This is a genomic window from Bacillus cereus group sp. BfR-BA-01349, from assembly GCF_022663795.1.
GTDB lineage: Bacteria > Bacillota > Bacilli > Bacillales > Bacillaceae_G > Bacillus_A > Bacillus_A cereus.
The window spans coordinates 37120-62629 of sequence record NZ_JAKUGE010000024.1; the positions used below are offsets into that span (position 1 = coordinate 37120).

The following is a 25510-nucleotide window of genomic DNA, read 5'->3' on the forward strand; positions in this document are numbered from 1 at the left end:
TTAACGCTCTAACGATTCGTATTCAATTATGCTTTTTTCGTGTCTACTACTTTAATATCTTCAGCATAAATCTTTTCTGCATAGTCTTTAATGTTTTTCCAGCTATCTTTCGCAATGTTTAAATCTTCTTTAATGAAAACAAGATCGTTTGGACTAATTGAATCCACATTTTGAAGTAAAGAATTGTATTTTGATCCCATTGTATACCATTGGTTTGAAATGTTTTGCAACGCTGTAATTGCAGTATCAATCGTATTTGTTAAATACTCAGTTTGTGTTTTAATGTTCGTTAACCCAGCTACTTCTAATTGAGCAGTTGTAATTTGTCCAGTTATTTTTTGAATTTCAGCTTGTGCATTGTCAAGTTCTTTCTTCGCTAATACGATACCAGCTGTACCACCGCCTACAGCTGCTGCACCACCTGCAATTAATGCGACTCCTAGCGGTGTTCCTGCGCCCGTAGCAATAACTACTGCACCACCAATAATTGCAATTGGTCCTAGAGCTGTCGCAACAGATGAACCGATAATAATTGCATTATATTTACTAATTGCCTCATTGTACGTTGTAATTTAATTTTGCAGAAGCGGAATTCCTGCATCTTGACTAGCTAATATAGATGTAATTTGATTTGCATCACCCTTGAAGTTTTGCGTATCCGACGTCATTTTATTTCGGAATTTTTTCAAGTCTTCTACTAACTGATCCACTTGCGCTTTATTTTCATTAATACTACTTGATAATCTAGTTAGGCCTTTCGTAAGAGTCGTTTTATCTTTTGCATCTACCGCAGCAACTAAAGTATCATAATAGTTTTGGAATTTAGTATTGTAGTTAATGATGTTTTGATTCGTTGAAATAAGCTGTGGCTTTAATACATCTAACCATTGCTTCGCATTTCCTCTAGCTGTATCTTGGTGCTGAATCACTTTTCCTTTTAAAGCTGCATCAACAGTCGATACATTTCCAAAGTTAACATTACCTTGTTTAATAATTGTTAAAGCATACAGATCCATTACTAAAGCATTTGAACCTGTTCTTTCCATTGCATCTTTCAAGCCTTCTGGTCCTAATGAATATTCTTCATAGTCATTATAAGCTTTTGCTACCGCATGAACTGGAGCTTGTTTCACTGTACTTTCAGCTGCATACGTATGAGCCGGCATAATATTTCCTGCTGCAAATACTGCCATAAGTGCTGATAGAGCCATTACTTTATATGGTTTTTTTGTCATTTTTCTTCTCTCCCTATATCGCTAATTATTTTTCTATTTAATGTACTTCAACGTTTGTAACGTAATCTTCAAATTGATTTGTTTGCTTATTCATTTCATCACTTACTTTTTTAATTTGATTAAAATGTTTTTGAAGTAAACTACTGTCTGTATACGTGCCTTCTTCAACATTTGTTTGAATTTGAATCATATTATTATTTAAAACTTTCCAATCGGTTAATAACGTTTCTAAAGTTGTAATTTGACGATCAATTAATTCTGTAAAGCTATTTACTTGATCTTCAACGAATGTAATTTGAGTCGCCTCTGCTTCAGTTTGTGATAACTTTTGAATAAGTGGCAATAACTCTTTTTGCTTTTGCTGAATGCGAAGAGCTGCTTCTCTCGTTTGACTATCTGCAGCATTTACAATTTCATTACTTAAAGTACCGATAGAAACAAAATCGATTGTTTTCGTTTGTGCAGTTTGATTTGTGATTGTAAATACTTGTTTACCGATATTAATAGAACCTTTAATGATTTCTTGAGGTCTATTCAAAATAGTAGTTAGTTCAGCTTGAATTTCCCCTTGAATTCTTTTAATATCTTCTCTTAATTTCACAATATCTCCACTTGATCCTTGCAGTGTTTTTATTGCTTCATCGGCTTTAATTGATAAGTTGTTACTATCTTTGTCTAATACTGTTTTAAATCGATTTAACTCTAATAAATCTTGCTCCATACTCTCTTGGATGCTCTGTACTTGCAATTGTAATTTTCCATATGCACTCATAAAATCTGCTTTTGCTTGCTGATCTTCATTTACGTTTCCTGCTAGTTCATAGAGCTTACTATAATAGCTATTAAATCTATTGCTGTATCTCATCATCTCTTGATTTAAGTCAATTAGCTTCGGATTATATTCATCAATCCACTCTCGTACATTCGCCTTTGCAAACTTTTGATGATTCGTTAAGCTACTCATCGCATTTACCTTAATGTCTGGCTGTTGCAAAATAATTAATCCGTATGCTTGAATAAGCGGTGATTGTGATCCTAACATTCTAATTGAGTTGGATAATGTATTTGGAGCAATTACATTTTGCGCATATACTGTTTTCACTTCTGTTTGCCCCTCCTTAGCGTAAGCGCTTACAGGAATGAAGCAACTCGTAGATACTGCTGTAACCAATAACCCTGTAATTAAAGTCTTTTTCACTTTAACTCCTCCTATGTATTAGCAACTATTACTATCGCATTTTATTATTCTATTTTCTTGCCCATAATTTGAGATGGTTAAAATAGAGAACGTTCTCACCGTGATCCATGTATGAACCACCTCTCTCGTATTGCTACAGCACTTACTTATCGTCACAAAACATTTTATTATTTTTCATATGTGTTTAGTATGAATAATATTGTATAAATTTTCTATTCCATCGAAATTCTCACATTCACACAGTGAATATATTACTTAAAAATATTATTCATTTTAAACTAAACAACATACATAAATATGAAATTTCGTTTTGTTTTCATATAAATTTTGTACTGTAAGGTCATTTAAACACAGCTGTTTATATAACGTAAAGAAGTATTTTCATTCCCTTTATTTTCAAGCTTTCATGTCCTTATTTCAAAATATAATCCGATTCACTTTATCGATTGAAATATCTACATATCACAACAGAAAACACCACTTGCAAATAACTGATAAAATTATATTGATATAATTTTTAACCCCGTATGCAATTATGCATAGCATATACACAAAAAGGATAGCTTCATTTTCACGAAACTATCCTTAAAAAATCTTCTTATTTTTTCAAATGATATGGAACTGTCGTAATAACAACATTTCTTTTATAAAGTAAATACGCACGTATGAGTAAACTGGATTGATTATGAAGAATGTTATGCCAACCTTTTTTCGGAATGAACTGTGGTATAACGACCGTAACGCGGTAATTCGATTCACTTGCCTTATATTGCACTGTATCAATAAACTTTGTTAGCGGCTGAATAATACTTCTATAATGAGAATGTAATGTAACAAGCCTTACTTCAGGTTGCCACTTCTTCCATTTCTCTTCAAATTTCTTTTCCTCTTCTCTGTCAAAAGCAACATATACTGCGATAACTTGATCTGCTGAAAGAGATTTTGCATAGTTCAACGAATTTTCTACTACATGCGTCATACCTGCTACAGGAACGACAATTACATTCCCCTCAATTGGAATAAGAGGTTCGCAAGTTTTTAAACTTAATTGATCACCCACTGCATCATAATGCTTCTTAATTCGATGGAATAAGAAGATAATAACTGGTAAGAAAATAAGAATCGACCAAACTTGTGCAAATTTAGTTAAGAAGAACATGCTCATTACGATAAAACTAATAACTGCACCAATTAAATTAATCGTTAATCTTAAAGCCCATCCTTCAGGCTTTTCGCGAAGCCATTTTAATACCATCCCTGTTTGAGAAAGTGTAAATGGAATAAATACACCTACTGCATATAGTGGAATTAAATGTTCTGTTTGTCCTTGGAAAGCTACAATTAAAATAATCGAAGCAACTCCAAGTATAATAATACCGTTTGAGTAACCTAGACGGTCTCCTCTAATCGTAAACATTCTCGGTATGAATTTATCTTTTGCAAGGTTAACCGCTAATAAAGGAAATGCAGAATAACCTGTATTAGCAGCGAGAATTAATATTAAAGCTGTTGTACCTTGTATGAAATAGTACATGAAATTACGTCCAAATGTTTGTTCAGCAATTTGAGAAACGACTGTTACTTCTTTACTCGGAGTCACTCCGTAATAATAAGCTAAAAATACAATTCCTGAAAATAACACAGCAAGTAATGCACCTATTGCCAGCAATGTTTTTGCAGCATTGTTTGGCGCAGGATCTTTAAAGTTCGGAATTGCATTTGAAATTGCTTCAACACCTGTTAAAGCAGAACTACCTGATGCAAATGCTCTTAGTAATAAAAATAAAATAATCCCTGCAACTGGTGTACCAATCGGCGCATGTAAAGTAGGTGAAACATGACCAGTTAAAATATTATATATACCCACACCAATTAATATAAATAGTGCTAAAACGAATAAATAAACAGGATATGCTAAAACGGAAGCTGATTCCGTTACTCCTCTTAAATTTAATATCGTAATTAATATAACAAATATAACCGCAATAATTACGTTATGTGCATGTAAGCTAGGAAACGCAGACGTAATTGCATCTGTACCAGCGGACACACTAACCGGCTACAGTTAAAATATAGTCAACTAATAAAGATCCTCCAGCAATTAAGCCTGGATTCATCCCTAAATTTTCTTTTGATACAACATACGCTCCCCCGCCATGCGGATAAGCAAAAATAATTTGTCGATAAGATAAAATAAGGGCTGTCAATAATACTAATACTCCAACAGCGATCGGAATGGAATACCAATAAGCGATCGCTCCAACACCTGCTAAAGCAATTAAAATTTGCTCTGGACCGTAAGCAACTGATGATAATGCGTCAGAAGATAAAATAGCTAAAGCTTTCGTTTTATTAAGCTTTTGTTCTCCAAGCTCTGTTGATTTTAACGGTCTTCCAATTAAAAATCTTTTAATAGATGAAACCAATGCTGTCCACTCTCCAATAATTTTGTACGAACTTTTCTGCTTGTTACAGCCAGTAAACTATTTCTTCAGAAAACAAAAAATGTCTACAAGCCATAGCGAAATAGACTTGTAGACATTATTTTTTTTGTCGCACAAGCTCCACCTTCCTTCTCAATATAACGCTTACGAGGTTAGCTGTCGGATTCGGGCCTATGAGTAGCCCTACCTTTTTCAAGGATTCACCCCATCGGATTATGTACTAATCCGTAAAAACGGGTCCCCCGTACCATGCGGTTTCAGCGATTTAGAAAATTGAAACTGTGGATTATAATACTCCTTTATTTTCAAAAAGTAAACAAAAATTTTTAATAAGAAAAAAATTAAAATGATTGTGCATAATCCACTGAGAAATATACATAATGAATACTAAAAAATCCACAAAGGAGACCCATATGTCTAAAGAAAAGAAGCCTATTTTTTCCGATTCATATTTAGATGCAGTAGCAAATGAAATTAATCAGTTATATGGTAAACGTGAACAGGAAATAAATTTGACAGATAGAACGAAAAGAAATAAATAATTTGTCATACAAAAAAATAAAAAAGATAGCAATACACTTATATATTGCTATCTTTTTTATTTTTTCATACATCTAATTCTATTACAGATCTGTTAAAGGTCATCTCTTCATACACCTTTAAATTTTGATATATAGTGCTTAATAATGGTGCCGTTATAGAAAATTGCTCTGCTACATCCAGTAAATATCCTTGCAAGTGCTTCCCTTCAATAAACGAACCCTTCTCCATATCACGTTGCATCGATGACTTCATATCATACGAAATTTTATCAATCGTTTTCATATGTTCCTGGGCAATATTAACCTTTATTGGAGCTCCTAATACTCTCATGATTTGTACAGATTCCTCAAACACATTACGGATAAAATCACGGCCGCCTTCACTTTCACGGATTGGTCCAATTGGTGCACGCATTAACGTTGTCACACCGGACATTACAGTAATAAATAAATATTTATGCCACATATCTTGCGTAATATTTTCACTTAAAACAAAACTAGATTTCGTACCTGCAAATGCTTTAGAAATATGCTTTACTCTCTCTGAATTTTGAGACTTAATTTCTCCAAACACAAGTCTGTTGGCAGCACTAGTTTGTACAATTTCTCCTTGATCGTTTAACGTCGTCTCGATAAAGCATAAACCGCCAATTACTTTTTCTTCGCCGAATTCTTTTTGTAATAGTGATAAATGAGCGATACCATTTAACAATGGAATGATTACAGTACCTTCGCCAACAAACGGCTTCAAATCTTGAATTGCCTCGTTTAAGTGATACGCTTTTGTTGAAAATAAAATGACATCAAATGGAGAAGTTCTCTCTTCCTTCGTTATTAATTTCGGTTGAAAGGAAAAATCCCCGTTAACACTTCGGATTACAAGTCCTCTTTCCTCTAATTGTTTTTTCCGTTTACTACGAACAAGAAATGTAACATCTTCTCCCTTTTCGACTAATCTGCCACCAAAAAATCCTCCGACTCCACCAGCGCCTAATACTAAAATCCGCATACAGCATCCCCCTTTTCAAAATACAATTTCATAACTTTTAGTATACATAACATTATACATGTCCTCTGCTAAATAAGCTGAATTTTCACTCTCAATCGAGTATAAAACAGTGGTTATTTTCAAATAAATTTGGGCATGTTGTTTCTATAGCATATATGGAAAGGAAACAATGTAGATGGAGTCAATACAAGCAATTGAGGAAAAAGATGTAGCAACAGCTATATTTCAATTTATATTCCCGTTTTCGTTTAAAGCTGGATATGAACAAAATATGTTCCCATTCTTACAAAAAAACGATTTCCGTCCTTTTCGGCTCGATCATCTCGATGATGAAAATACATATTATGGGGAGTTTAAAGTTTCACATCAAAATATGGAAGCATACTATCTTTCATTTACAAATAAAATTCTCTTTCCTCACTCAGAGCATCAAAAGGGCTTGCAACGTTATTCAAAGGACCTTAACTTAACTGGACATTTAACAACAAACCTTATTTCAATTCCATTCAAGATACACTCTATTGATGTAACACTTTGTCCTTATGAACTTGGCTTCTTAACAATTCGAACAGAAGTAAACACTACTCTAAACATGACTTTATCTGAAGCAATCGAATTTGCTGCTCGCTTCCGTGTACTTGAAACTAAAAATGATACAAATGAGACTATTTGTATTGAATGTAACGGAAAAAAATATTCCCAAGTTGAAAAATTCATTTTTGGTTATTTATTTCATGGCGTAACTGATTTCTTTGAAAAGAAGAGATTAAGAAGTTCATACTTTCAAACCTTCCCTTTCTTCGAAGACCAAAGAATGTACGTCCAAACTTTATTGTCACTAAAAGAAAGTTTGGAACTTAATGAAGTGGATGTTTATCGTACTTCTAGTCTTTCCGGATTAACAAGTGATGGTAAGCCATATGTGAGTGCAAATAACCTTCCTTACATTCATGACTATTTAAAAAAACACGCTTACCAGAGATGGGCTCCAAATCGTTATTTCATAATGGAAGAACATATTTTTACATGTGTAACAAATGAAGGAGAACGCGAAATCGCTAAACTTGCTAGTCAAATGTACGGGGAATTTTATTACGCTTTATTATTAAACCTATTCCATAAAATTGTTTTATTAAAAATGGCAAACGCCTATGCTGAGCTAAACATTGAACAAGATACTAATGAAATAGAGAAATTAATTTATTCGATCAATTCGTTCACTGCTAATTATTTTTCTTTAGAATTAGTATCCCAATCACAAAGTGAAGATATTTTCTTCCGCTTAAGAAAACTTTTTAATATTGAGGTTCTATACTCGAACGCGAAACAAAATCTTGATAGTTTGTTTAAATATCAAGAAAATGTCGCCTCTAAAAAAGATAGCCTTTTATTATTAATTTTAACGCTCTACTCTGTAGTGGGCCAAATGTTAGGGTTTACTATGATTGACCTTTTAAGAAACACCGATTCAAACAAAATATCGTCACCTCTTGAATTTTTCGCTCTATTAATTGCAATTAGCGGCATTGTCATTTCACTTATTTTAGGAGCCCAAAGTTTATACCAATGGGGTCTACAACATAAACGTAGAAAAGCTTGGGTAAAACAAACTGTACTTTCTGCCGTTAAAGAGAAAGAAGATAAAAATTAAAGAAGGTTATTTTCAAATTCTTGGCGTGCTGCAGTAAGTGAAATTTTCATCAGCGATTTTCCGATTATATCGGCGCAACTCGAAATATATCAGCGATTTTTAAGATATATCAGCGATTTTTTTAATATATCGACTTGCCGACAAAAACCGACAAATGACAGAACCGGATAATAAAAAAAGGGTGCTCCAAAATTAAACTTGGAGTACCCCTTTTATTATACGAATTCTGTTTACTTCCCTGCTTCGATTTGCTCTAATGCAGCAGCTACTTGCTCTTCCGTTAATTCATGTTGTATTACGTAGCGGTTACGTGGACTTACACGACATTCATGAGAACATGCACGTAAATATTTCGCTTCGTTTTCTTCAGAACATAAAATTTTCTTATTACATTCTGGATTTGAACAGTTTACATAGCGCTCACAAGGTTCACCTGTAAAGTGGTCTTTACCAACAATAACATGTTCTTTTTGGTTTACTGGTACAGCGATACGCTCATCGAACACGTAACATTGTCCATCCCAAAGCTCACCTTGTACTTCTGGGTCTTTTCCGTACGTTACAATTCCGCCGTGAAGCTGACTTACATCTTCATAGCCTTCACGAACTAACCAACCAGAAAACTTCTCACAACGAATTCCGCCTGTACAATACGTTAAAATCTTTTTACCTTCAAGTACTTCTTTATTTTCACGAATCCAATCTGGTAATTCACGGAATGATTCGATATCAGGTTTAATCGCACCTTTGAAGTGACCTAAATCAAATTCATAATCATTTCGTGCATCAATGATAACTGTATCTTCTTGTTTCATTGCTTCATAAAAATCTTTTGGCTCTAAATACTTCCCAGTTATTTCGTGTGGGTTAATGTCATCTTCTAGACGAAGTGTAACTAACTCTGGACGAGGACGCACGTGCATCTTCTTGAATGCATGACCATCAGCTTCATCTATTTTAAATACGATGCCATCAAAACGTGGATCATTGTTCATTGCTTCCATGTATTTCTCTGTTTGTTCTACAGTTCCAGAACAAGTTCCGTTAATACCTTCTTTTGCTACAAGAATTCTTCCTTTTAATTCAAGTGAATTACAAAATGCTAAATGCTCTGCCGCGAATTCTTCTGGGTTTTCAATTGTTGTGTACATGTAATATAGTAATACTCTGTATGGTTTTGTAGTTGCCAATGTATTTCTACCACCTATCTAATTTTTTAAATCATGTATAAGTTAACGTTCATATCAAAACATATATAATAAGAAAATGAATCCCATTTTCTTTTCTTTATACTATTTTCTATCAGTTAACAAAAATAAAAAACAAGATTACACATCAAAACACTATGGTTATGTTGTAATCCCAATATATTATATATCATACAAATGCAATTCCATCAATTAATATGCTGGATTATCGGCTTTATGTTCACATAAATTTCAAAATTGACCCTTTAATTTATTATGTTTCCCCACGTCATCACACCATAAACTCCCAATTTATTTTACGTTATCACACCATCCATTGCGTAAAGGCATATAATTTGCATTAAGGAAACCTTCGTGTTCAAATGAAATTATCACATAACATATTTAAATGTATTGAAATAATGAGTAAGAATAAATACAATAATTTCATCAAGTTAACATTTTAAAGGGGAAAACTACTATGAATAAAGATATAACAAAAGATGAACATCTCCCTTCTGAAAGTACAACTGTACAATCAGCTCATTTAGCTTTAAGTGGAGAAACAAAAGGCTGGAAAAGACTGTTACCATTTTTAGGACCCGCTTTTATCGCGTCCGTTGCTTATATTGATCCTGGCAACTTTGCCACAAATATCGCAGCTGGTTCACAATATGGATATTTACTATTATGGGTTATACTCGCTTCTAACTTAATGGCTGTATTAATCCAAACGTTATCAGCTAAATTAGGAATTGCTACAGGAAACAATTTACCCGAAATAGCTCGTGAAAACTTTCCAAAGCCTGTGTCTATCGGCTTATGGATACAAGGTGAACTAGTTATTATGGCTACAGATTTAGCGGAATTTATTGGAGCTGCTTTGGGGCTTTACTTACTATTTGGAATCCCGATGCTACCTGCCGCTTTAATTACTGCAGCCGGATCATTTATTATTCTTGAGTTTCAACGTAGAGGATTTCGTCCACTAGAAGCTATTATTACAGGAATGATTTTCATTGTAGTAATTGCTTTTGGGATTCAAGTTTTTTATGCAAAACCAGAATTAAGTCCCCTTCTTTCAGGACTATTTATTCCAAAATTCCAAGGTGTAGACAGTATATTACTTGCAGCAGGGATTTTAGGTGCAACAGTTATGCCACATGCAATATACTTGCATTCTGCATTAACACAACGCCGCGTGGTCGGAACAACTGACGAACAAAAGAAAAAGATTTTTCGTTTCGAATTTATCGATATTATTATTGCAATGGTTATTGCTGGAGCAATTAATGCAAGTATGTTAATTGTTGCTGCTGCACTATTCTTTAAAAACGGCTTGCACGTTGAAGATTTAGATGTTGCTTACACTCAATTTACCAATTTAGTAGGTCCTGTATCGGCTGCATTATTTGGGATTGGACTTTTATCAGCAGGACTATCTAGCTCTTCTGTCGGTACAATGTCGGGTGATATTATTATGCAAGGTTTCATTCGCATGCATATTCCGTTATACTTACGCCGATTTATTACAATGATTCCACCATTAGTTATTATCGCTTTAGGTGTAAATCCAACTTACGCTCTAGTCATGAGCCAAGTCGTCTTATCATTCGGTATTGCATTTGCGCTAGTACCACTTATTATGTTTACAAGTAACAAAAAGATTATGGGTGCACTCGTTAACCACCGTATAACAACATTTATCGCTTGGATAATTGCAGCACTCGTTATCATTTTAAATATCTTCTTACTGTATCAAACATTTGTAGGATAATGAAAAAGGGTATTCCAATTTTAATTTGGAATACCCTTTTTGGATGAAATGATTTTCTTCTAGTTACCACTTATGTATGTCCCTCTTTCCGGCATCATGACACCATTTTCAGTTCGAAAGTAAAGTGGCAATCCTTCCGCAAAAAACATACTTACCTTGGACGGGTCTTGCCTTTGATGATGAATATGTAAATGTGGCTCACTTGAACTTCCTGAGTTACCGACTTGAGCAAGAAATTCTCCTTCATTTACACGTTGTCCTTCTCTAACTTTAATGGACCCTTTCTTTAAGTGGGCAAGAATCAAAAATGTCTCTGTTTCATCTATCCGTAAATATATGTAATTCCCTGCCATTGACTGAAAATCATCCAATCCGGGAATTAAATCTTTTTCATCATTATTGATTGATACAACCGTCCCAGAAGCTGGTGCCATTACTTTCGCTCCATATATTCCGTAATCCTCTAACTTACTACTTTTCACTTCAGCAGGTGGAATGAGGATATCATATGCCCACCTTTCATTTGGCTTTATAACATGATAGTTCATTTCTAACTGATCACCGCCCCAGCCTATTAATGCTCGTTCATTCAAAGGAACACGAACTACTGCTTTAGGACTCATAGATTGTATATCTGCTGGGTAAGCAATTCTACCTATATTAGCAAACCAACCGACAGGCCAAGCTCCAATGATAGAAAACAGAATGATTAAAAATAGCGTTCTATCTATCCGCTTTCTAAAAATGCCTTTCCAAAAAAATATTATTACTGATCCTATCAAGAGGAAAACTGAAATAAAACTAAAAGCCTGAATACTCCACCAAACAAAAACTGATGTAACACCATTAGCTACATAAACTAAGATCCAACTTATAATTAAAAAAGAAACTATAATCACTAATAAAAATTTCTTCCACATGTCGCATCCCTACTCTCATATCCTTTTTCTCAATGATACAAAGTAAAAATTACGACATATAAAAGAAATACTTACGACTTTCTTACTTTTTTATACTGCGGTAATTTCACAGTGAAAACTGTTTCTTTATCGTTACTACGTACAGTTAGATCCCCTTGATGGAGCTCGGCTATACTTTTTGAAATTGCAAGCCCCATTCCTTTCCCACCAGTATAAGAACTACGTGATTTTTCACTACGATAAAATTTCTCAAAAACGTAAGGAAGGTCCTCTTCCGGAATACATTGTCCAAAATTTTTAATTTCTACTTCAACATTCATTGTTTTATTGGAAATTCCAATTGCAATTTCCTTTCCATCTTTTCCATACATAATACTATTACCTATTATATTTTCAAATAGTCTCACTATAAGTGCCACATCAACTTCTACATACAGCACTTCATCACTTTTAATATAAAAGCTCATATTAACATCATCTAATTGTGGTACAAAGCCAATCATGATTTGTTCAATTAATGCTTTCATATCTACTTCATCTTTATGTAATTCAATCTCTCTATAATTTATTTGACAGTATTCTAATAAATCATCTACTTGATGTTTTAATTCATAACTTTTTCGCTTTAATATACTTACATACTGTTCACATTCTTCTCCATTCGAATGGAGTTTATTTCCTAACAGGTCCGCATAACCGATTAAAGATGTTACTGGCGTTCGTAAATCATGAGAAATATTACTAATCATTTCATTTTTCATTTCCTGTGATTTTTTTTCATTCTCGATAGACTCTTTTAAACTTTTGACCATTCTATTTACATTCGTCGCTAATTCACCAATCTCGTCATTTTTTGAAATAGGTATATGTACTTCAAAATTACCATTACTTATTTCCTTCACGTTCTTATTAATTTCAGACAATCTTTTCATCATTGTTTTTGTCATACATGCAAAGTATGTCGTAGTAAAAATCAAAAAAACTATAAAGTATACAAATGAATATTTTTCCTCTAACGCATTAACATGACTATATATATTTCCAACTAAAATTTGAAGCACTATTATACTTACAGTCGCTAACAAGATGCTACATATGAAAGCTAAAAAAAATTTCGCCCTAATACCCTGTAAAGATCTAATCTTCAATTTTATATCCGACTCCCCAAACATTTTGTATAAACTTCGGTTCTTTTGGATTCTCTTCAATTTTATTTCTCAATCTTGCAATATGAACCATTACTGTATTATTACTTTCATAGGCTCTTTCGTTCCAAACGCTCTCATATATTTCTTCAATTGTAAACACACGATTCTTCGCAGCTGCCATTAAGTGTAAAATATCATATTCAGTTTTCGTAAGATTCATTGTTTCTCCATATAACATTACAGTTCTCGACACTTCATCTATTTCTAAACCTCTAATATTTATTTTCTTTTCCATTACTTGGATAGCATTTTGGTTGAAATATGTATACCTTCTTAATTGAGCTTTCACTCTTGCGATAAATTCAATTGTACTGAACGGCTTCACAATATAATCATCTGCCCCAGTACTAAATCCAATTACCTTATCGACATCCGATGATTTCGCGCTTAAAAACATAATTGGTAAACTATGTTTCTCTCTAATCCTTCTACACAATTCTATCCCATCCATTTGTGGCATCATAATATCCAAAATAGCAAGTTGAATACTGTTATTATTTATTATTTCTAAAGCCTCTTCTCCGTTATGAGCACTAAAAACTTTAAAACCTTCTTGCATTAGATTCACTTTTATAAATTGAACAATATCTTGATCATCATCTACAATTAAAATTGAATTTTTCTCCATATACAAACCTCTTTTTGAAATATATTCCACAATCAATTTTATCATAAATTAAAACCATACTCCCCTCTTGAATAATCTTTATTTTCAGACTAGATTATATAATAACAACACATTCTAGTTTCAAAAGAAATGGAGTGAAAGCATGTTTCCTATATTGAAAACAGACCGACTCATTTTAAGAGAACTTACCGAAGAAGATGCACCGCGTATACTACAATGCTTTTCTAATACTAATGTACTGCGCTATTATGGCCAAAAACCGTTACAAGATGTTGATCAAGTGAAACAAATCATTCATAACTTTAAGTTGAGTTACAATGCAAGAAGCGGTATAAAATGGGGAATCGAATTAAAAGACACGAAAGAACTCATCGGTACCATTGGTTTTCATGATTGGTCTTCTGAGCATAAACGAGCCAATATAAGTTATGCCTTTTTGCCTGAACACTGGGGAAAAGGATATGCGACTGAAGCTGTTTCTGAGGTTATATCATACGGTTTCCATACAATTCATTTAAAGCGGATTGGAGCAATTGTATTTCTTGAAAATGAAGCTTCCAATAAAGTACTATTAAAATTAGGCTTTGAAAAAGAAGGCGTTCTAAAAAATTATATGTATCAAGATGATGTCCCATATGATACGAATTTTTACGCTTTATTAAAATCGGTTTAATAGAATTCATGTGTAAAAAACCTTACTTTTAAAAAGTAAGGTTTTTTGTATTTATTCATTAGCAATATAAGCATTCTTATAAGTATAAATACCACCAAATTGATGCTTTTCAATTCCTTTTACATAATCCTTTTGTACATATGCTGAGCCAATATGATAAAGCGGCGCTACCGCAGCATCTTCTAATAATACCTGCTCGGCTTCTCGCAACGCTTCCCATCGGTTTTCCGTATCTAGTACAAAATCCGTTTTCGCTTTCTTTATTAATTCATCGTAATGAACATTAGAATAATTCATTTTATTATTCGGATTCCCTGTCGTAAATAACTCTAAATAACTAATTGGGTCTTTATAGTCAGGTCCCCAATTTGCCATAGTTATATCGTAATCACCTGCTTGTTCTAACTGTAATTTTTGCTTAAATGGCTGTTGTTTAATTTGTATCGCGATTCCTTGCAAATTCTTTTCTAAATCACCTTTTATATATTCTGCCATCCGTTTTGCATTATCTTGTTCAAACGTTAAAAACTCGAGGTTTACTTGCTCTACTTCAAGCTCTTTTTTCGCTTCTTTCCAAATCTTTTGCGCATTTTGCAAATCATATGAAGAAAGATCTCCGTTTTCTTTTCTAAAATCTTTACCGGTCACTTCATTTACATGACCAACTGGTACAAGCCCGCTTGCAGGCTTTGCTCCGTTATTAATAAAGTGAGCAACGAAATCATCCTTATTTAACGCTAATGAAATAGATTGACGCACCTTTTTATTTGCTAACGCGGTATTTTTTTCATTAAAACGAAGCATAGCAATTCCAGGATCGCTCGACATATGTAATTCCTTATTCCCTTTATACTTGTCTACAACTTGCGAATTAATAGGTACTCGATCCAAATCTCCGGCTTCATATAAATTTACAGCTGTCATTGTATCCTTTACGATATGAAAGTTTATTTCGTCTAATTTCACTTTCTTTCGATCCCAATATGCAGCATTCTTCTTTAATTGAAACTCTTGTTCATGCTTCCATTTTTCTAATACAAATGGCCCGTTATATATGAGATTACTAGGTTCCAATGCATAATTGTTTCCTTGTTCTTTCAAAAATGATTCATGCTGTGGTAAGTATATAGGTAGTGCTAACAACTGTAAAAAATACGGAACCGGCTGTTCGAGTTCAACTTCTAACGTATAATTATTTATTGCTTTAACCCCAAGTGCATCAAGAGGCATTGTTCCCTTATTAATCTCTTTCGCATTTTTCACATAAAAGAGCATGTATGCATATTGAGATGCCGTTTCAGGGTTAATTGCACGTTTCCACGCAAATATAAAATCATTTGCTGTTACATTATCTCCATTTGACCATTTTGCATCTTTACGCAAGTTAAATGTATATTTCTTACCATCTTCACTTCTTTTAAACGATTTTGCTACTGCTGGAGTAGGCTGATCTTGATCATTTAATACATATAACCCTTCAAATATGTTTTGCATAACGTGTGCTGATGTACCATCCATCGTTTTCGCAGTGTCCAGAGAAGGAATTTCTTCTGATACTGTTACATTTAACACTTGTTTTTTAACCTCTGTATCACTTTTATTCGCCTTATTATTACAAGCTGTTAATAATAAAGATGTAACAAGTGCCATTACCATTAAATGGCTCTTTTTTCGCTTCATGAGTTGTTCTCCTTAAGTATAAAATATTATAAAGCGTTATATATTATAGCAGAAATATGAACAGAAAGATGCGACATTCTTTTGAATATTTATTCGTTCAAGAAAAAAGCTATCCTTTTAAAAGGATAGCTTTTTCAACTGCCACATAATTAGTTATCTTTGCAAACCTCGTTTATAACGACTTGCTTCAAATATAATACGCTCTTCATCTAACGTTTTACATTCGCCATTCCAAACGACACGTTTTCCGTTAATAATTACATCGCTTATATCTTTTCCACTAGCAGCATACACAAGATGTGATAACACTTCATCTGCTGGTTGTAAATGCGGCTTATTAGATGGATCAATCGTAATAAAATCAGCACATTTTCCAACCTCAAGTGATCCTGTTTGTTTCATCCCGATTACTTCAGCAGCCCCTTTAGTCGCAAGTGTAAGAGCTGTTTCAACTGGTAAAGCTGTTGCATCTTGGTGAATACCTTTTTGTAGTAAAGTCGCTATGCGCATTTCTTCAAACATGTCTAAATTATTGTTAGATGCAACACTATCTGTTGCAATTCCTACTTTTATTCCTGCTTCTAGCATCGCTTTTACATTCGCTATACCAGAACCTAGTTTTAAATTACTATTTGGATTATGAGCTACTCGAACGTCATGTTCTGCTAAAAATGCACGCTCATCGTCATTTAATACTACACCGTGTGCAATAACTGTTGGGCGTTTAAACAATCCGCAGCTCGCTGCATATTCTACTGGACGTTTTCCATATTGTGCTTCAATATCACGTACTTCACGCTCTGTTTCAGAAAGGTGGATATGAACCATCGTTTGATTCTCTACTGCAATCCGTGCGCACTCTTCTAACAATTCTGTACTACATGTATATGGACTATGTGGTGCAACCATCGTAGTTAACATGCCACTTTCGTTATAGTAACGCTTCACATATTTCTCAGCTTCTTCAATCGCTTTCTTTTCATCGTCTTTCGTTCCGAAGCTAAATAAAGTCCTTGAAACAGCAGCTCGCATCCCGCTCCTTGATACCGTTTCCATAATTGCGTCTTGATCTACTCCAATTGGATTAAACATGTCAGAGAATGATGTTGTACCACTTTTCACCATCTCAAGTAATCCTAATTCCGTACTAGCGACCGCAATTTGGGGAGTAAATTGACTTTCCAGTGGCCAAATTCTCGTCTCAAGCCATGGCTGTAATAACATATCATCTCCAATACCTCTTAAAAGACTCATTACAACATGTGTATGTGTATTTACAAGCCCTGGTAAAACCCACTTTCCTTTCATGTCAATTACTTCATCTACTTCAAAATCATTAGCGAATTCTCCGCTCTTTACATCTATAATTTGATCATTTTCTACAATGATATATCCATTTTCTATCACTTCGTTTTGTTCATTCATCGTTACAATTGTAGCGTTTACATAAGTTGTTTTCAAAAGTATTTCCCCTTTCAACTCTATGAAGTTCCCTTTAATAAGTTACCACCATTATAGTAACTTATTAAAGATTAAGAGTCAAAAGATAATTTTAATTCTTTCGTTATTTTTCCCTTCAAAATGCTATATTGCTTTTCATTTGTATCTGCAAATGCTTCTTCCCGATTTGATTCCACACCCAAGTAATTCAGGTTTTCATTGAATTGAGACTCTGTAAAATCAAACCTCTGCCCATCTATAAAGTTATAAAAATGCCACACGCCCCCTATTTTTGTCTTTATAATTTTCCCTCCACATATATCTTGAACGACTAGAGCCGTTACACCACACTGTCCCTTTGCTGGATTTTCAATTGTCCACTTTGAACTTGTTTCAATCGACCACGATTTTATTAGTGCTCCATATATTCTTTTTTCCTTTACATCATCCATTCTAATCTTCCCCTACTATTAATAGTTTTACACATCATATTTCAAAAGAGGCAGTAAACGACCCTTAAAGACAGTTGATGGTGTCTCTCCTATTAACTGTGCTCCCATTTTCAAGTAATATCCTTTTGCATTCGGATCACTATCAATTGTAAAACTTTTTAATCCTAGTTCATTGGCTTTTTCTATTACATACTCCCAAAGTATTTTCCCGTAACCTTTTCCTTTGTAATCAGGATGAATGTACAAGAAATCGAGAGCTTTATCATTACGTAAAAATGAGAAAAAACCAATCTTCGCATTATCGTTTTCTAAAACATATACAAAATTATTTTTTATGTATTCTTCTGTAATTGTTAAATCTTCCTTACAAGCAAATATGAATTCTTCACTATAATCCCACGTTGCTTTTGATTGTAGTGCGAATTCACTTAATTCATTTGCTTCACTTAATAACGCTTCTCTTATCTTCATGATTCTTTCTCCTCACCTTCGATATGTAAACTACTAAATTGATTCGGAAAGCACTTCAAAAAACCTTTTTTTTTCATAAATTAGAGATTATTTTTATAAATCTTTATTATAACCAGTACAATTTTTTTAAAGAAAAAGAACGCCATCCCTAAAAGTTGGCGTTCTCTTTTTCTAAAATTTAATCTTCAAACTCACTCATTCGTTTTACTATTTCGTACGATACAAACCTATACAGTTTCTACTACCGCTTCAAGCATTGTTCCATTTTTAGCATAATTCGTATGCCAAGAAAAAGCTTTTTCTAAAATATGAGGAGTTTGTCCACCTCTTGTTTTTGCTTCTTCGTAATAAGCACGTAGTTGATCACGATACATTGGATGTGCGCAATTCTCAATAATAAGTTCCACTCTTTCTCTTGGCGCAAGTCCCCTTAAGTCGGCATACCCCTGTTCAGTAACAATAACATCTACATCATGTTCAGTATGGTCTACATGAGAAACGAAAGGAACAATACTTGAAATGTTACCACCTTTCGCAATCGATTTAGTAACAAAGATAGCTAGGCGTGCATTTCTTGCAAAATCACCAGACCCACCAATTCCATTCATCATTTTTGTACCTAAAACGTGAGTAGAGTTAACATTTCCGTATATATCTAATTCTAATGCAGTATTAATTGAGATTAATCCAAGGCGACGAATAATTTCAGGATGATTGGAAATCTCTTGCGGACGCATCATTAATTTGTCACGATATTTTTCAAAGTTAGAAAATACTTGTTGCATTTTCTCTTCAGAAAGCGTGATAGAACAACAAGAAGCAAAATTGACTTTTCCAGCATCCATAAGATCAAAAACTGCATCCTGTAAAACTTCAGAATACACTTCTAAATCTTCGAACTCGGAATCTAACATTCCATGCAATACCGCGTTAGCAACTGAACCAATTCCTGATTGTAACGGCGCTAAACGATTTGTTAATCGTCCTACTTTAACTTCTTCTCGAAGGAATTCTATTAAATGCTGTGCCATAATAACCGTTTCTTCATCCGGAGGAACAATTGTCGATGGCGAATCCAATTGATTCGTAAACACAATTCCCTTTACTTTTTCAGGATCAATTGGAATACCGATTGTTCCAATTCGGTCATCTGTTTTCACAAGCGGAATTGGAAGCCTCTCCCCTTGTTTACCTGGTTCATATAAATCATGTAGCCCCTCTAATTGCGCGGATTGAGCCAAATTCATTTCAATAATAATAGACTTAGCATTTAAGGAAAACGCTAAGGAATTTCCAATTGAAGTGGTTGGAATAATCATTCCGTCCTCTGTAATCGCAACCGCTTCCAAAATAGCGAAATCTATATCCAGAACGTCAGCGCGGAGTAACTCTGCTGTATGAGATAAGTGTTGATCCACAAATAAAAAGTCTCCGTTATTAATTCCTTTTCGCATAGTCGCGTCAGCTTGGAAAGGTAATCTTTTCCCTAAAATTCCTGCCTCAGCAAATAATTTGTCTACATCCGAGCCTAAAGAAGCCCCAGTATAAACATTTACTTTAAAAGATTCATCATTCTTAACTCGGTTTACAAGCGCAAACGGGACTGCTTTTACATCACCTGCACGTGTAAACCCACTTAAGCCTAAAGTCATTCCACTTTGAATCCAGGAAGCTGCTTCTTCAGGTGTAACTACCCGATCTTTTAGACGTTGATCTCTGATTCTATCTAAATTATTCTCCATATGTAATCCCTCTCTCATTGAATATTCATAATTATTTTACACATTTACACTATCAAAATAGGGATTTTAGTATACAATAACGAAAATTCAGACAGAACAGCAAATTTAGGTTCTAAAGCAGAAAAATTTAGAATCCTAGAAGCTTACGAAAATAACTAGCGTATGATTGACTAACTGGTACTCTCTCACCATTATCCATCGAAAGTACAAAAGTAGAATGGGTATCAGGATAAATCGCTTTAATATGATTAACATTTACAATAAACGAACGGTGACATCTAATAAATGAATCTTTAGGAAGCAAGTATTCGAATTCTTGCAGAGAGTATTTATGTGTTCCTGATAACTCTTCTGAATTCACATACGTCTTTTTATCTTTAGCCTCTAAATACATAACCTTTGAAAAAGGGACTGGAATCCAGCCATCTGTTGTTTTTAAAGTAACGACTGACTTTCCATCCGTTAAAGCTGGATAAATTGCCGTTACGCACCCTTCAAGCTTTCCATTGTTTGAAAATGGTACAGCCATTCCATGATAAGGAATACCAAAAACATCCCGATTCATAAACTCAGATGTTTTTTGATTCATCACCATCGCTTTATGAGCAATCGTTCCTTCCTTATATAGGATCCCCAGCGCTAATCTTTAAATCAATTCGTTTACTTGGCCGATAGTAAATATATTCTTTCGTATTCGAAACAGCAATTGAAATTTCATCTGAAAATAATTCACCAACAACATCTAGTAATAAACCTAATGTTCTATCTTCCATTCTATTAACACCTCATTCACTATTATACTACTATTATGAACAGGCATCTGTTTCTTTATAAATAGTTTGATTTTAAATTATTTTTAAAATTAGTTTTATTCACTATTACTTCGTTACTACAAAAAACCTCACTTCAGAAAAGTGAGGTTTCCTCTCATACAATATTTCTTTATTTTTTTAACGACTCTAGAATAAGATTTATTTTTTATTAAGTAAAGTAAATTTAAGAATTTATTGCCCGTATTTCTGTAAAATAAATAATCCCAAACTACAAACAGTTTGGGATTATCTTTCTCATTTATTATGCGCATCTAACCACGAAATTAAATCTTTAAATACTTCATCCTTATTTACTTCATGAAACATTTCATGTCTACCATTTTCATATAAACGTAGTGTCACGTCTTTCACACCACATTTTTTATAGTTTTCATATACTTCTTTTACACCTTTCCCCATATCGCCAACAGGATCACGATCACCAGAGAATATATGTATTGGAAGATTCTTTGGCGTCTTCTTGTATTCTTCTAGTTTATTTACTTCTAATACACCAGAAAATAATTCTCGGTAAAAACTCGTCGTACAAATGAAACCACATAACGGATCCGCAATATATTTATCAACTTGATTATTATCTGAAGATAACCAATCAAATTTTGTACGATTTGGCTTAAAGTTCGAATTGAAGTTTCCGAAAGATAAAAAGTTTAACATTGGACTTTTCGTTTTTGCCCCGCGCAACTTCATTTCGATTGTTGCTACTTTATGACCAATAACTCCTAAAAGCCCTGGATTTCCACCTGTTCCTGAAATCAGAAATCCATCATATAGTTCACCCCTAAGTTGTACAGCACGTCTTGATAAAAAAGAACCCATACTATGTCCAAGTAAAAACAAAGGACTTGACTGCTCTTCTTTTATCCTTTCTGAAACAAAGATAACATCCGATACAACTTGATTCCACCCTATATTTGGTTCAAAATGACCATAATCTTCTTCTTTTTTTACTGTTTTCCCATGTCCTTTATGATCATGCGCATAAACACCATACCCTGCTTCCAATAAAGCATCCACAAATTCTGTATACACCCCTGCATGCTCTGTCATGCCATGTGCAATTTGAATAATTCCTCTCGGATCTCCTTCTGGTAACCACTTACGCAAATAAATTTCCGATCCATCCAATGCCGTAACGAAACTTTCCTGTACATTCATTTCGTCAGCTCCCAACTCTATTATGTATACCTTTAAGAGAAATGAATATCCATTCACTTTTCTTATTTTATATTATATGTAATTGCTTTCATTATGACAAATGATGTATTTTTCAGACTTGCTTTCAAACTGATCTCTTGACGAACCTGAAATAAAATTATATAGTCACTTACATAAAGTAACTATATAATTTTTAGGAGGTTTCTACTATTATGATGCCATCATTATTTTTAGCACATGGTTCGCCTATGCTCGCTATTCAAGATACAGACTATACACGATTTTTAAAAACACTTGGAGAAACATATAAACCGAAAGCAATTGTTATTTTCACTGCTCACTGGGAAAGTGAAGTATTAACGATTTCCTCATCAGATAACGAGTATGAAACAATTTATGATTTTGGAGGTTTTCCCCCTGAGTTATACGAAATCAAATATCGTGCGAAAGGCTCTTCTAGCATTGCATCTATGTTAGAAACAAAATTTAAGAACAAAGGTATTTCAGTCCATCATAATATGACGAGAGGTTTAGATCATGGTTCATGGACACTCCTGCACCGCATGTATCCAGAAGCAAATATTCCTGTCGTGCAAATATCAGTAAATCCATTCCTTTCTGCAAAAGAACAATTTAAAATTGGAGAAGCACTTAAAGGACTCGGACAAGAAGATATTTTAGTAATCGGGAGTGGTGTTACCGTCCATAACTTACGAGCACTGAAATGGAATCAAACTACACCTGAAAAATGGGCAATTGAATTTGATGATTGGATTATTAAACATATGCAGAATAACGATAAAGATGCATTGTTTAATTGGGAAAAAAATGCTCCTCATGCACAATTAGCAGTACCAAGAGCAGAACATTTTGTTCCTTTATTTATCGCTATGGGAAGTGGTGAAAATAGCGGTGAAGTCATTCACCGTAGTTATGAGCTTGGTACATTAAGCTATCTATGTCTTAAATTTTAAAGAAAAGGATGAAGCAATCATTGCTTCATCCTTTTTTTATTCACTTAGTTAACTAACTTCCAAATGTCGTTTCTCTGATACCTCTTCGTTCTTATTATGAAAATAAACCCAGATACACGCAATAAATAATAGTGATGATGTAGAGAAGAAAACATATTGGAAACCTGCATGCGCTGCAATTTGTCCCCCGAGTACTGGACCAATCATATTTCCTAAAAACTGAAATGATTGATTATATCCAAATATTCTTCCCGTAACATGGGTTGGTGTATGTTGTTTTAGTAGAGTTTGTACGGAAGGTAATAATCCTGCTTGTGCGATACCTAATAAAAATCGAAGAATTAATAGTTGCCAAGCTGAGGTTACAAATGCTTGCGGGATAAAAATAATTCCTGCAGCAAATAACGCTACAACTAACGTTTTTTGAGGACCGATATGATCTGATAATCTTCCTAGTCTTGGTGCTGCCAAAATAACGGCTAATCCTGTCGCTGACATAACTGCTCCCGCAATTGTTTCAATATGTGCAGTATGAGGGCCTACTAAATTTTTCACGTACAATGTAACAATTGGTAGAACTGACATATTAGCAAGTTGAATAATAAATGTTGTAACAAACAAACTAATAATTAAATGCTTCGCTGGGACCATCGTCCATACTTTTTTCGGCTGTGTTTTTTTTGCTTGAGCAGAGTGATTTTCTTCATGCAAGAAGAAAAAAACGATGAGAAAGGAATAAAAAAGCTCCTGTAACAAGAAAGACATGACGCATTCCAATTAATTCAGATAAATAACCTCCAAGTAACGGGCCAAGTAACGAACCGCTTACACCACCAGTTGAAATTGTGGAAATTGCCCAACCTGAATGTTCTTTCGGAGTTTCTGCTGCAATAAATGTCATTGCGGTTGAAAGGAAACCAGATACTGCTCCCATTAAAAATCTTAGTGCGACTAATTGATATACATCCGTTACAAACCCCATAAGCGTCATAATAATCGCCATACCGAGGCTAGCACGAATTAGCATCAATTTCCGTCCATGTATATCACCAAGCTTTCCCCATATTGGTGATACGATCGCACCCATTAAAAATGTTACACCAAATGCAAGTCCCGACCACTGTGCAATGCTTGAAGTGCCCGTTACTCCCAATTCCTCAATATAAAAAGATAAGAAAGGAATTACTAAACTCATACCGGCTGCAGTGGTAAAACAACCTAGCCAACAAATCATTAAATTTCGTTTCCAGCTGGCCATTTTCACACCTTCTTTCTTTAGATACCCATTCTACACCCTTTCTTGTAAAAAGTTTAGTAATTTGCTTTATATGCAAGATTTACTACAAAACCCGCTATTTTCTAGTAAAAACCACTACATCTCTACATCATTTTCATAATAAAACCAACTCCTTTAGATGAAGTTGGTTACTTATTATCTATCGATATTAAACGAGCATTACAATTTCTCTCGTAAAACTCAATGGGACCTGCTTGTCCAATAATCGCATATTCATATCCATCTTGCTTCATATTATATAAACAATGATGCAATAATTCTTTTCCTACACCTTTCACACGATTTTGTTTCGCTATGCCCATTGGACCAAACAATCCTTTCTTTCCTCTCACTACATCGTAACAGGCGAAACCAATTATCACTTCCTCCTGCTGTGCAATATAGATAGGTAACTTTTCATTATATGTCCGAAATCCATAATCAACCGACTGTAACCACCGTTCACCAAATTCATCCGCCACAAATCGTGATAACTTATCAAAATCAGAAGGACTAGCTCTTCTTACATGACAAAATAATGTATTATAAATAGATTTAAAACTATTTAAATCAACCGCTAAGTCTCTCGGTGCAGCTGTAATACGTAATATATCTTCTTGCATTTGTGTATGTATAAATTCACCAATATCTGTATCTACACGAAATAATGCATACATAATATGTCCTTCATTGATTACTACTTGCTGAAAGCGTTCCATACGTTTCTTCGCTATTTGTAAAATTTCTATCGCATTATAAGATAGTTTATATTGCTCTATTTTTTTATACTCTTGATTATGTAAATCGAATCGTTTTCGTAACGAAAGTTTTTCTAAAAAATCTGGACCGACTTTATGAAACAAATACATAAATAACTCAGCGCAAACTCCTGTACCTTCTTTATACATACCTATAAACAGATGGACCGGGTGAATTATGCTACACTCACTCTCTTCTGCTGCAATCTCCAATATTTTATGCACACGTTTTGTAAATTGAAATTCCTCCATAT

The 25510-nt window shown here is 34.0% G+C and carries 18 protein-coding genes, 4 pseudogenes and 1 riboswitch; of the genes and pseudogenes, 5 read left to right on the forward strand and 17 right to left on the reverse strand.

What is annotated here, in order from left to right:
• Positions 1-26: 26 nt before the first annotated feature.
• From nheB to MR169_RS14870, 3 genes and pseudogenes are all read right to left on the reverse strand, one after another.
• A pseudogene (gene nheB / locus MR169_RS14860) lies at positions 27-1235 on the reverse strand (non-hemolytic enterotoxin NHE subunit B).
• 37 nt (positions 1236-1272) lie between these two features.
• Positions 1273-2433 (reverse strand): non-hemolytic enterotoxin NHE subunit A, encoded by a 1161-nt coding sequence (gene nheA, locus MR169_RS14865; RefSeq protein ID WP_000751823.1) that lies wholly within the window; start codon positions 2431-2433, stop codon positions 1273-1275.
• 598 nt (positions 2434-3031) lie between these two features.
• Positions 3032-4859: pseudogene (locus MR169_RS14870) on the reverse strand (APC family permease).
• Positions 4860-5003: 144 nt separating this feature from the next.
• Positions 5004-5150, reverse strand: a riboswitch (cyclic di-AMP (ydaO/yuaA leader).
• A gap of 140 nt (positions 5151-5290) precedes the next feature.
• Between MR169_RS14870 and MR169_RS28225 the strand changes: the two are divergent.
• Positions 5291-5419: a hypothetical protein gene (locus MR169_RS28225; protein WP_000031873.1), complete on the forward strand. Its 129-nt coding sequence runs from the start codon at positions 5291-5293 to the stop codon at positions 5417-5419.
• Between the two features lie 64 nt (positions 5420-5483).
• On the opposite strand, the gene panE is transcribed toward MR169_RS28225, so the two are convergent.
• Entirely contained in the window at positions 5484-6428 is a 945-nt protein-coding gene (gene panE, locus MR169_RS14875; protein WP_016117589.1) for a 2-dehydropantoate 2-reductase, read from the reverse strand.
• Positions 6429-6603: 175 nt separating this feature from the next.
• Between panE and MR169_RS14880 the strand changes: the two genes are divergently transcribed.
• Positions 6604-8079, forward strand: coding sequence for a hypothetical protein (locus MR169_RS14880; RefSeq protein ID WP_242319608.1), 1476 nt, complete (start codon positions 6604-6606; stop codon positions 8077-8079).
• A gap of 230 nt (positions 8080-8309) precedes the next feature.
• Here the strand turns inward: MR169_RS14880 and trhO are convergent, their stop codons facing one another.
• Positions 8310-9269, reverse strand: a complete 960-nt coding sequence (trhO, locus tag MR169_RS14885; RefSeq protein WP_000246214.1) for an oxygen-dependent tRNA uridine(34) hydroxylase TrhO — start codon at positions 9267-9269, stop codon at positions 8310-8312.
• 478 nt (positions 9270-9747) lie between these two features.
• Between trhO and MR169_RS14890 the strand changes: the two genes are divergently transcribed.
• On the forward strand, positions 9748-11043 hold the full coding sequence (locus MR169_RS14890; RefSeq protein WP_001030677.1) for an Nramp family divalent metal transporter: 1296 nt from the start codon (positions 9748-9750) through the stop codon (positions 11041-11043).
• Between the two features lie 59 nt (positions 11044-11102).
• Here the strand turns inward: MR169_RS14890 and MR169_RS14895 are convergent, their stop codons facing one another.
• From MR169_RS14895 to MR169_RS14905, 3 genes are all read right to left on the reverse strand, one after another.
• On the reverse strand, positions 11103-11963 hold the full coding sequence (locus tag MR169_RS14895; protein WP_242319609.1) for a M23 family metallopeptidase: 861 nt from the start codon (positions 11961-11963) through the stop codon (positions 11103-11105).
• Between the two features lie 71 nt (positions 11964-12034).
• Positions 12035-13135 (reverse strand): HAMP domain-containing sensor histidine kinase, encoded by a 1101-nt coding sequence (locus tag MR169_RS14900; protein ID WP_050427511.1) that lies wholly within the window; start codon positions 13133-13135, stop codon positions 12035-12037.
• Complete coding sequence (locus MR169_RS14905; protein WP_086391754.1) at positions 13101-13799, reverse strand: response regulator transcription factor; 699 nt, start codon at positions 13797-13799, stop codon at positions 13101-13103. Before MR169_RS14905 ends, MR169_RS14900 begins: the two co-directional genes overlap by 35 nt.
• 142 nt (positions 13800-13941) lie before the next feature.
• On the opposite strand from MR169_RS14905, the gene MR169_RS14910 reads away from it, so the two are divergent.
• Positions 13942-14472: a GNAT family N-acetyltransferase gene (locus MR169_RS14910; protein WP_000483976.1), complete on the forward strand. Its 531-nt coding sequence runs from the start codon at positions 13942-13944 to the stop codon at positions 14470-14472.
• 51 nt (positions 14473-14523) lie between these two features.
• On the opposite strand, the gene MR169_RS14915 is transcribed toward MR169_RS14910, so the two are convergent.
• From MR169_RS14915 to MR169_RS14945, 7 genes and pseudogenes are all read right to left on the reverse strand, one after another.
• Positions 14524-16152 (reverse strand): peptide ABC transporter substrate-binding protein, encoded by a 1629-nt coding sequence (locus tag MR169_RS14915; RefSeq protein WP_000823521.1) that lies wholly within the window; start codon positions 16150-16152, stop codon positions 14524-14526.
• 153 nt (positions 16153-16305) lie between these two features.
• Positions 16306-17631, reverse strand: a complete 1326-nt coding sequence (locus tag MR169_RS14920) for a bifunctional S-methyl-5'-thioadenosine deaminase/S-adenosylhomocysteine deaminase (RefSeq protein ID WP_001999581.1) — start codon at positions 17629-17631, stop codon at positions 16306-16308.
• Between the two features lie 53 nt (positions 17632-17684).
• On the reverse strand, positions 17685-18044 hold the full coding sequence (locus tag MR169_RS14925) for a YunG family protein (RefSeq protein ID WP_000342921.1): 360 nt from the start codon (positions 18042-18044) through the stop codon (positions 17685-17687).
• Between the two features lie 27 nt (positions 18045-18071).
• Positions 18072-18515 (reverse strand): GNAT family N-acetyltransferase, encoded by a 444-nt coding sequence (locus MR169_RS14930; RefSeq protein WP_000701892.1) that lies wholly within the window; start codon positions 18513-18515, stop codon positions 18072-18074.
• A 227-nt stretch (positions 18516-18742) separates the two neighbouring features.
• Positions 18743-20257 (reverse strand): acetyl-CoA hydrolase/transferase family protein, encoded by a 1515-nt coding sequence (locus MR169_RS14935; RefSeq protein WP_242319610.1) that lies wholly within the window; start codon positions 20255-20257, stop codon positions 18743-18745.
• Between the two features lie 127 nt (positions 20258-20384).
• Positions 20385-21030: pseudogene (locus MR169_RS14940) on the reverse strand (LytTR family DNA-binding domain-containing protein).
• A 294-nt stretch (positions 21031-21324) separates the two neighbouring features.
• Positions 21325-22248: an alpha/beta hydrolase gene (locus MR169_RS14945; protein WP_001102587.1), complete on the reverse strand. Its 924-nt coding sequence runs from the start codon at positions 22246-22248 to the stop codon at positions 21325-21327.
• A 212-nt stretch (positions 22249-22460) separates the two neighbouring features.
• Between MR169_RS14945 and MR169_RS14950 the strand changes: the two genes are divergently transcribed.
• Positions 22461-23222, forward strand: a complete 762-nt coding sequence (locus MR169_RS14950; RefSeq protein ID WP_016117578.1) for a DODA-type extradiol aromatic ring-opening family dioxygenase — start codon at positions 22461-22463, stop codon at positions 23220-23222.
• Positions 23223-23270: 48 nt separating this feature from the next.
• On the opposite strand, the pseudogene MR169_RS14955 reads toward MR169_RS14950, so the two are convergent.
• Both MR169_RS14955 and MR169_RS14960 read right to left on the reverse strand, forming a co-directional pair.
• Positions 23271-24480: pseudogene (locus MR169_RS14955) on the reverse strand (multidrug efflux MFS transporter).
• A 167-nt stretch (positions 24481-24647) separates the two neighbouring features.
• Positions 24648-25508: a GNAT family N-acetyltransferase gene (locus MR169_RS14960; RefSeq protein WP_044795707.1), complete on the reverse strand. Its 861-nt coding sequence runs from the start codon at positions 25506-25508 to the stop codon at positions 24648-24650.
• Between the last annotated feature and the right edge of the window lie 2 nt (positions 25509-25510).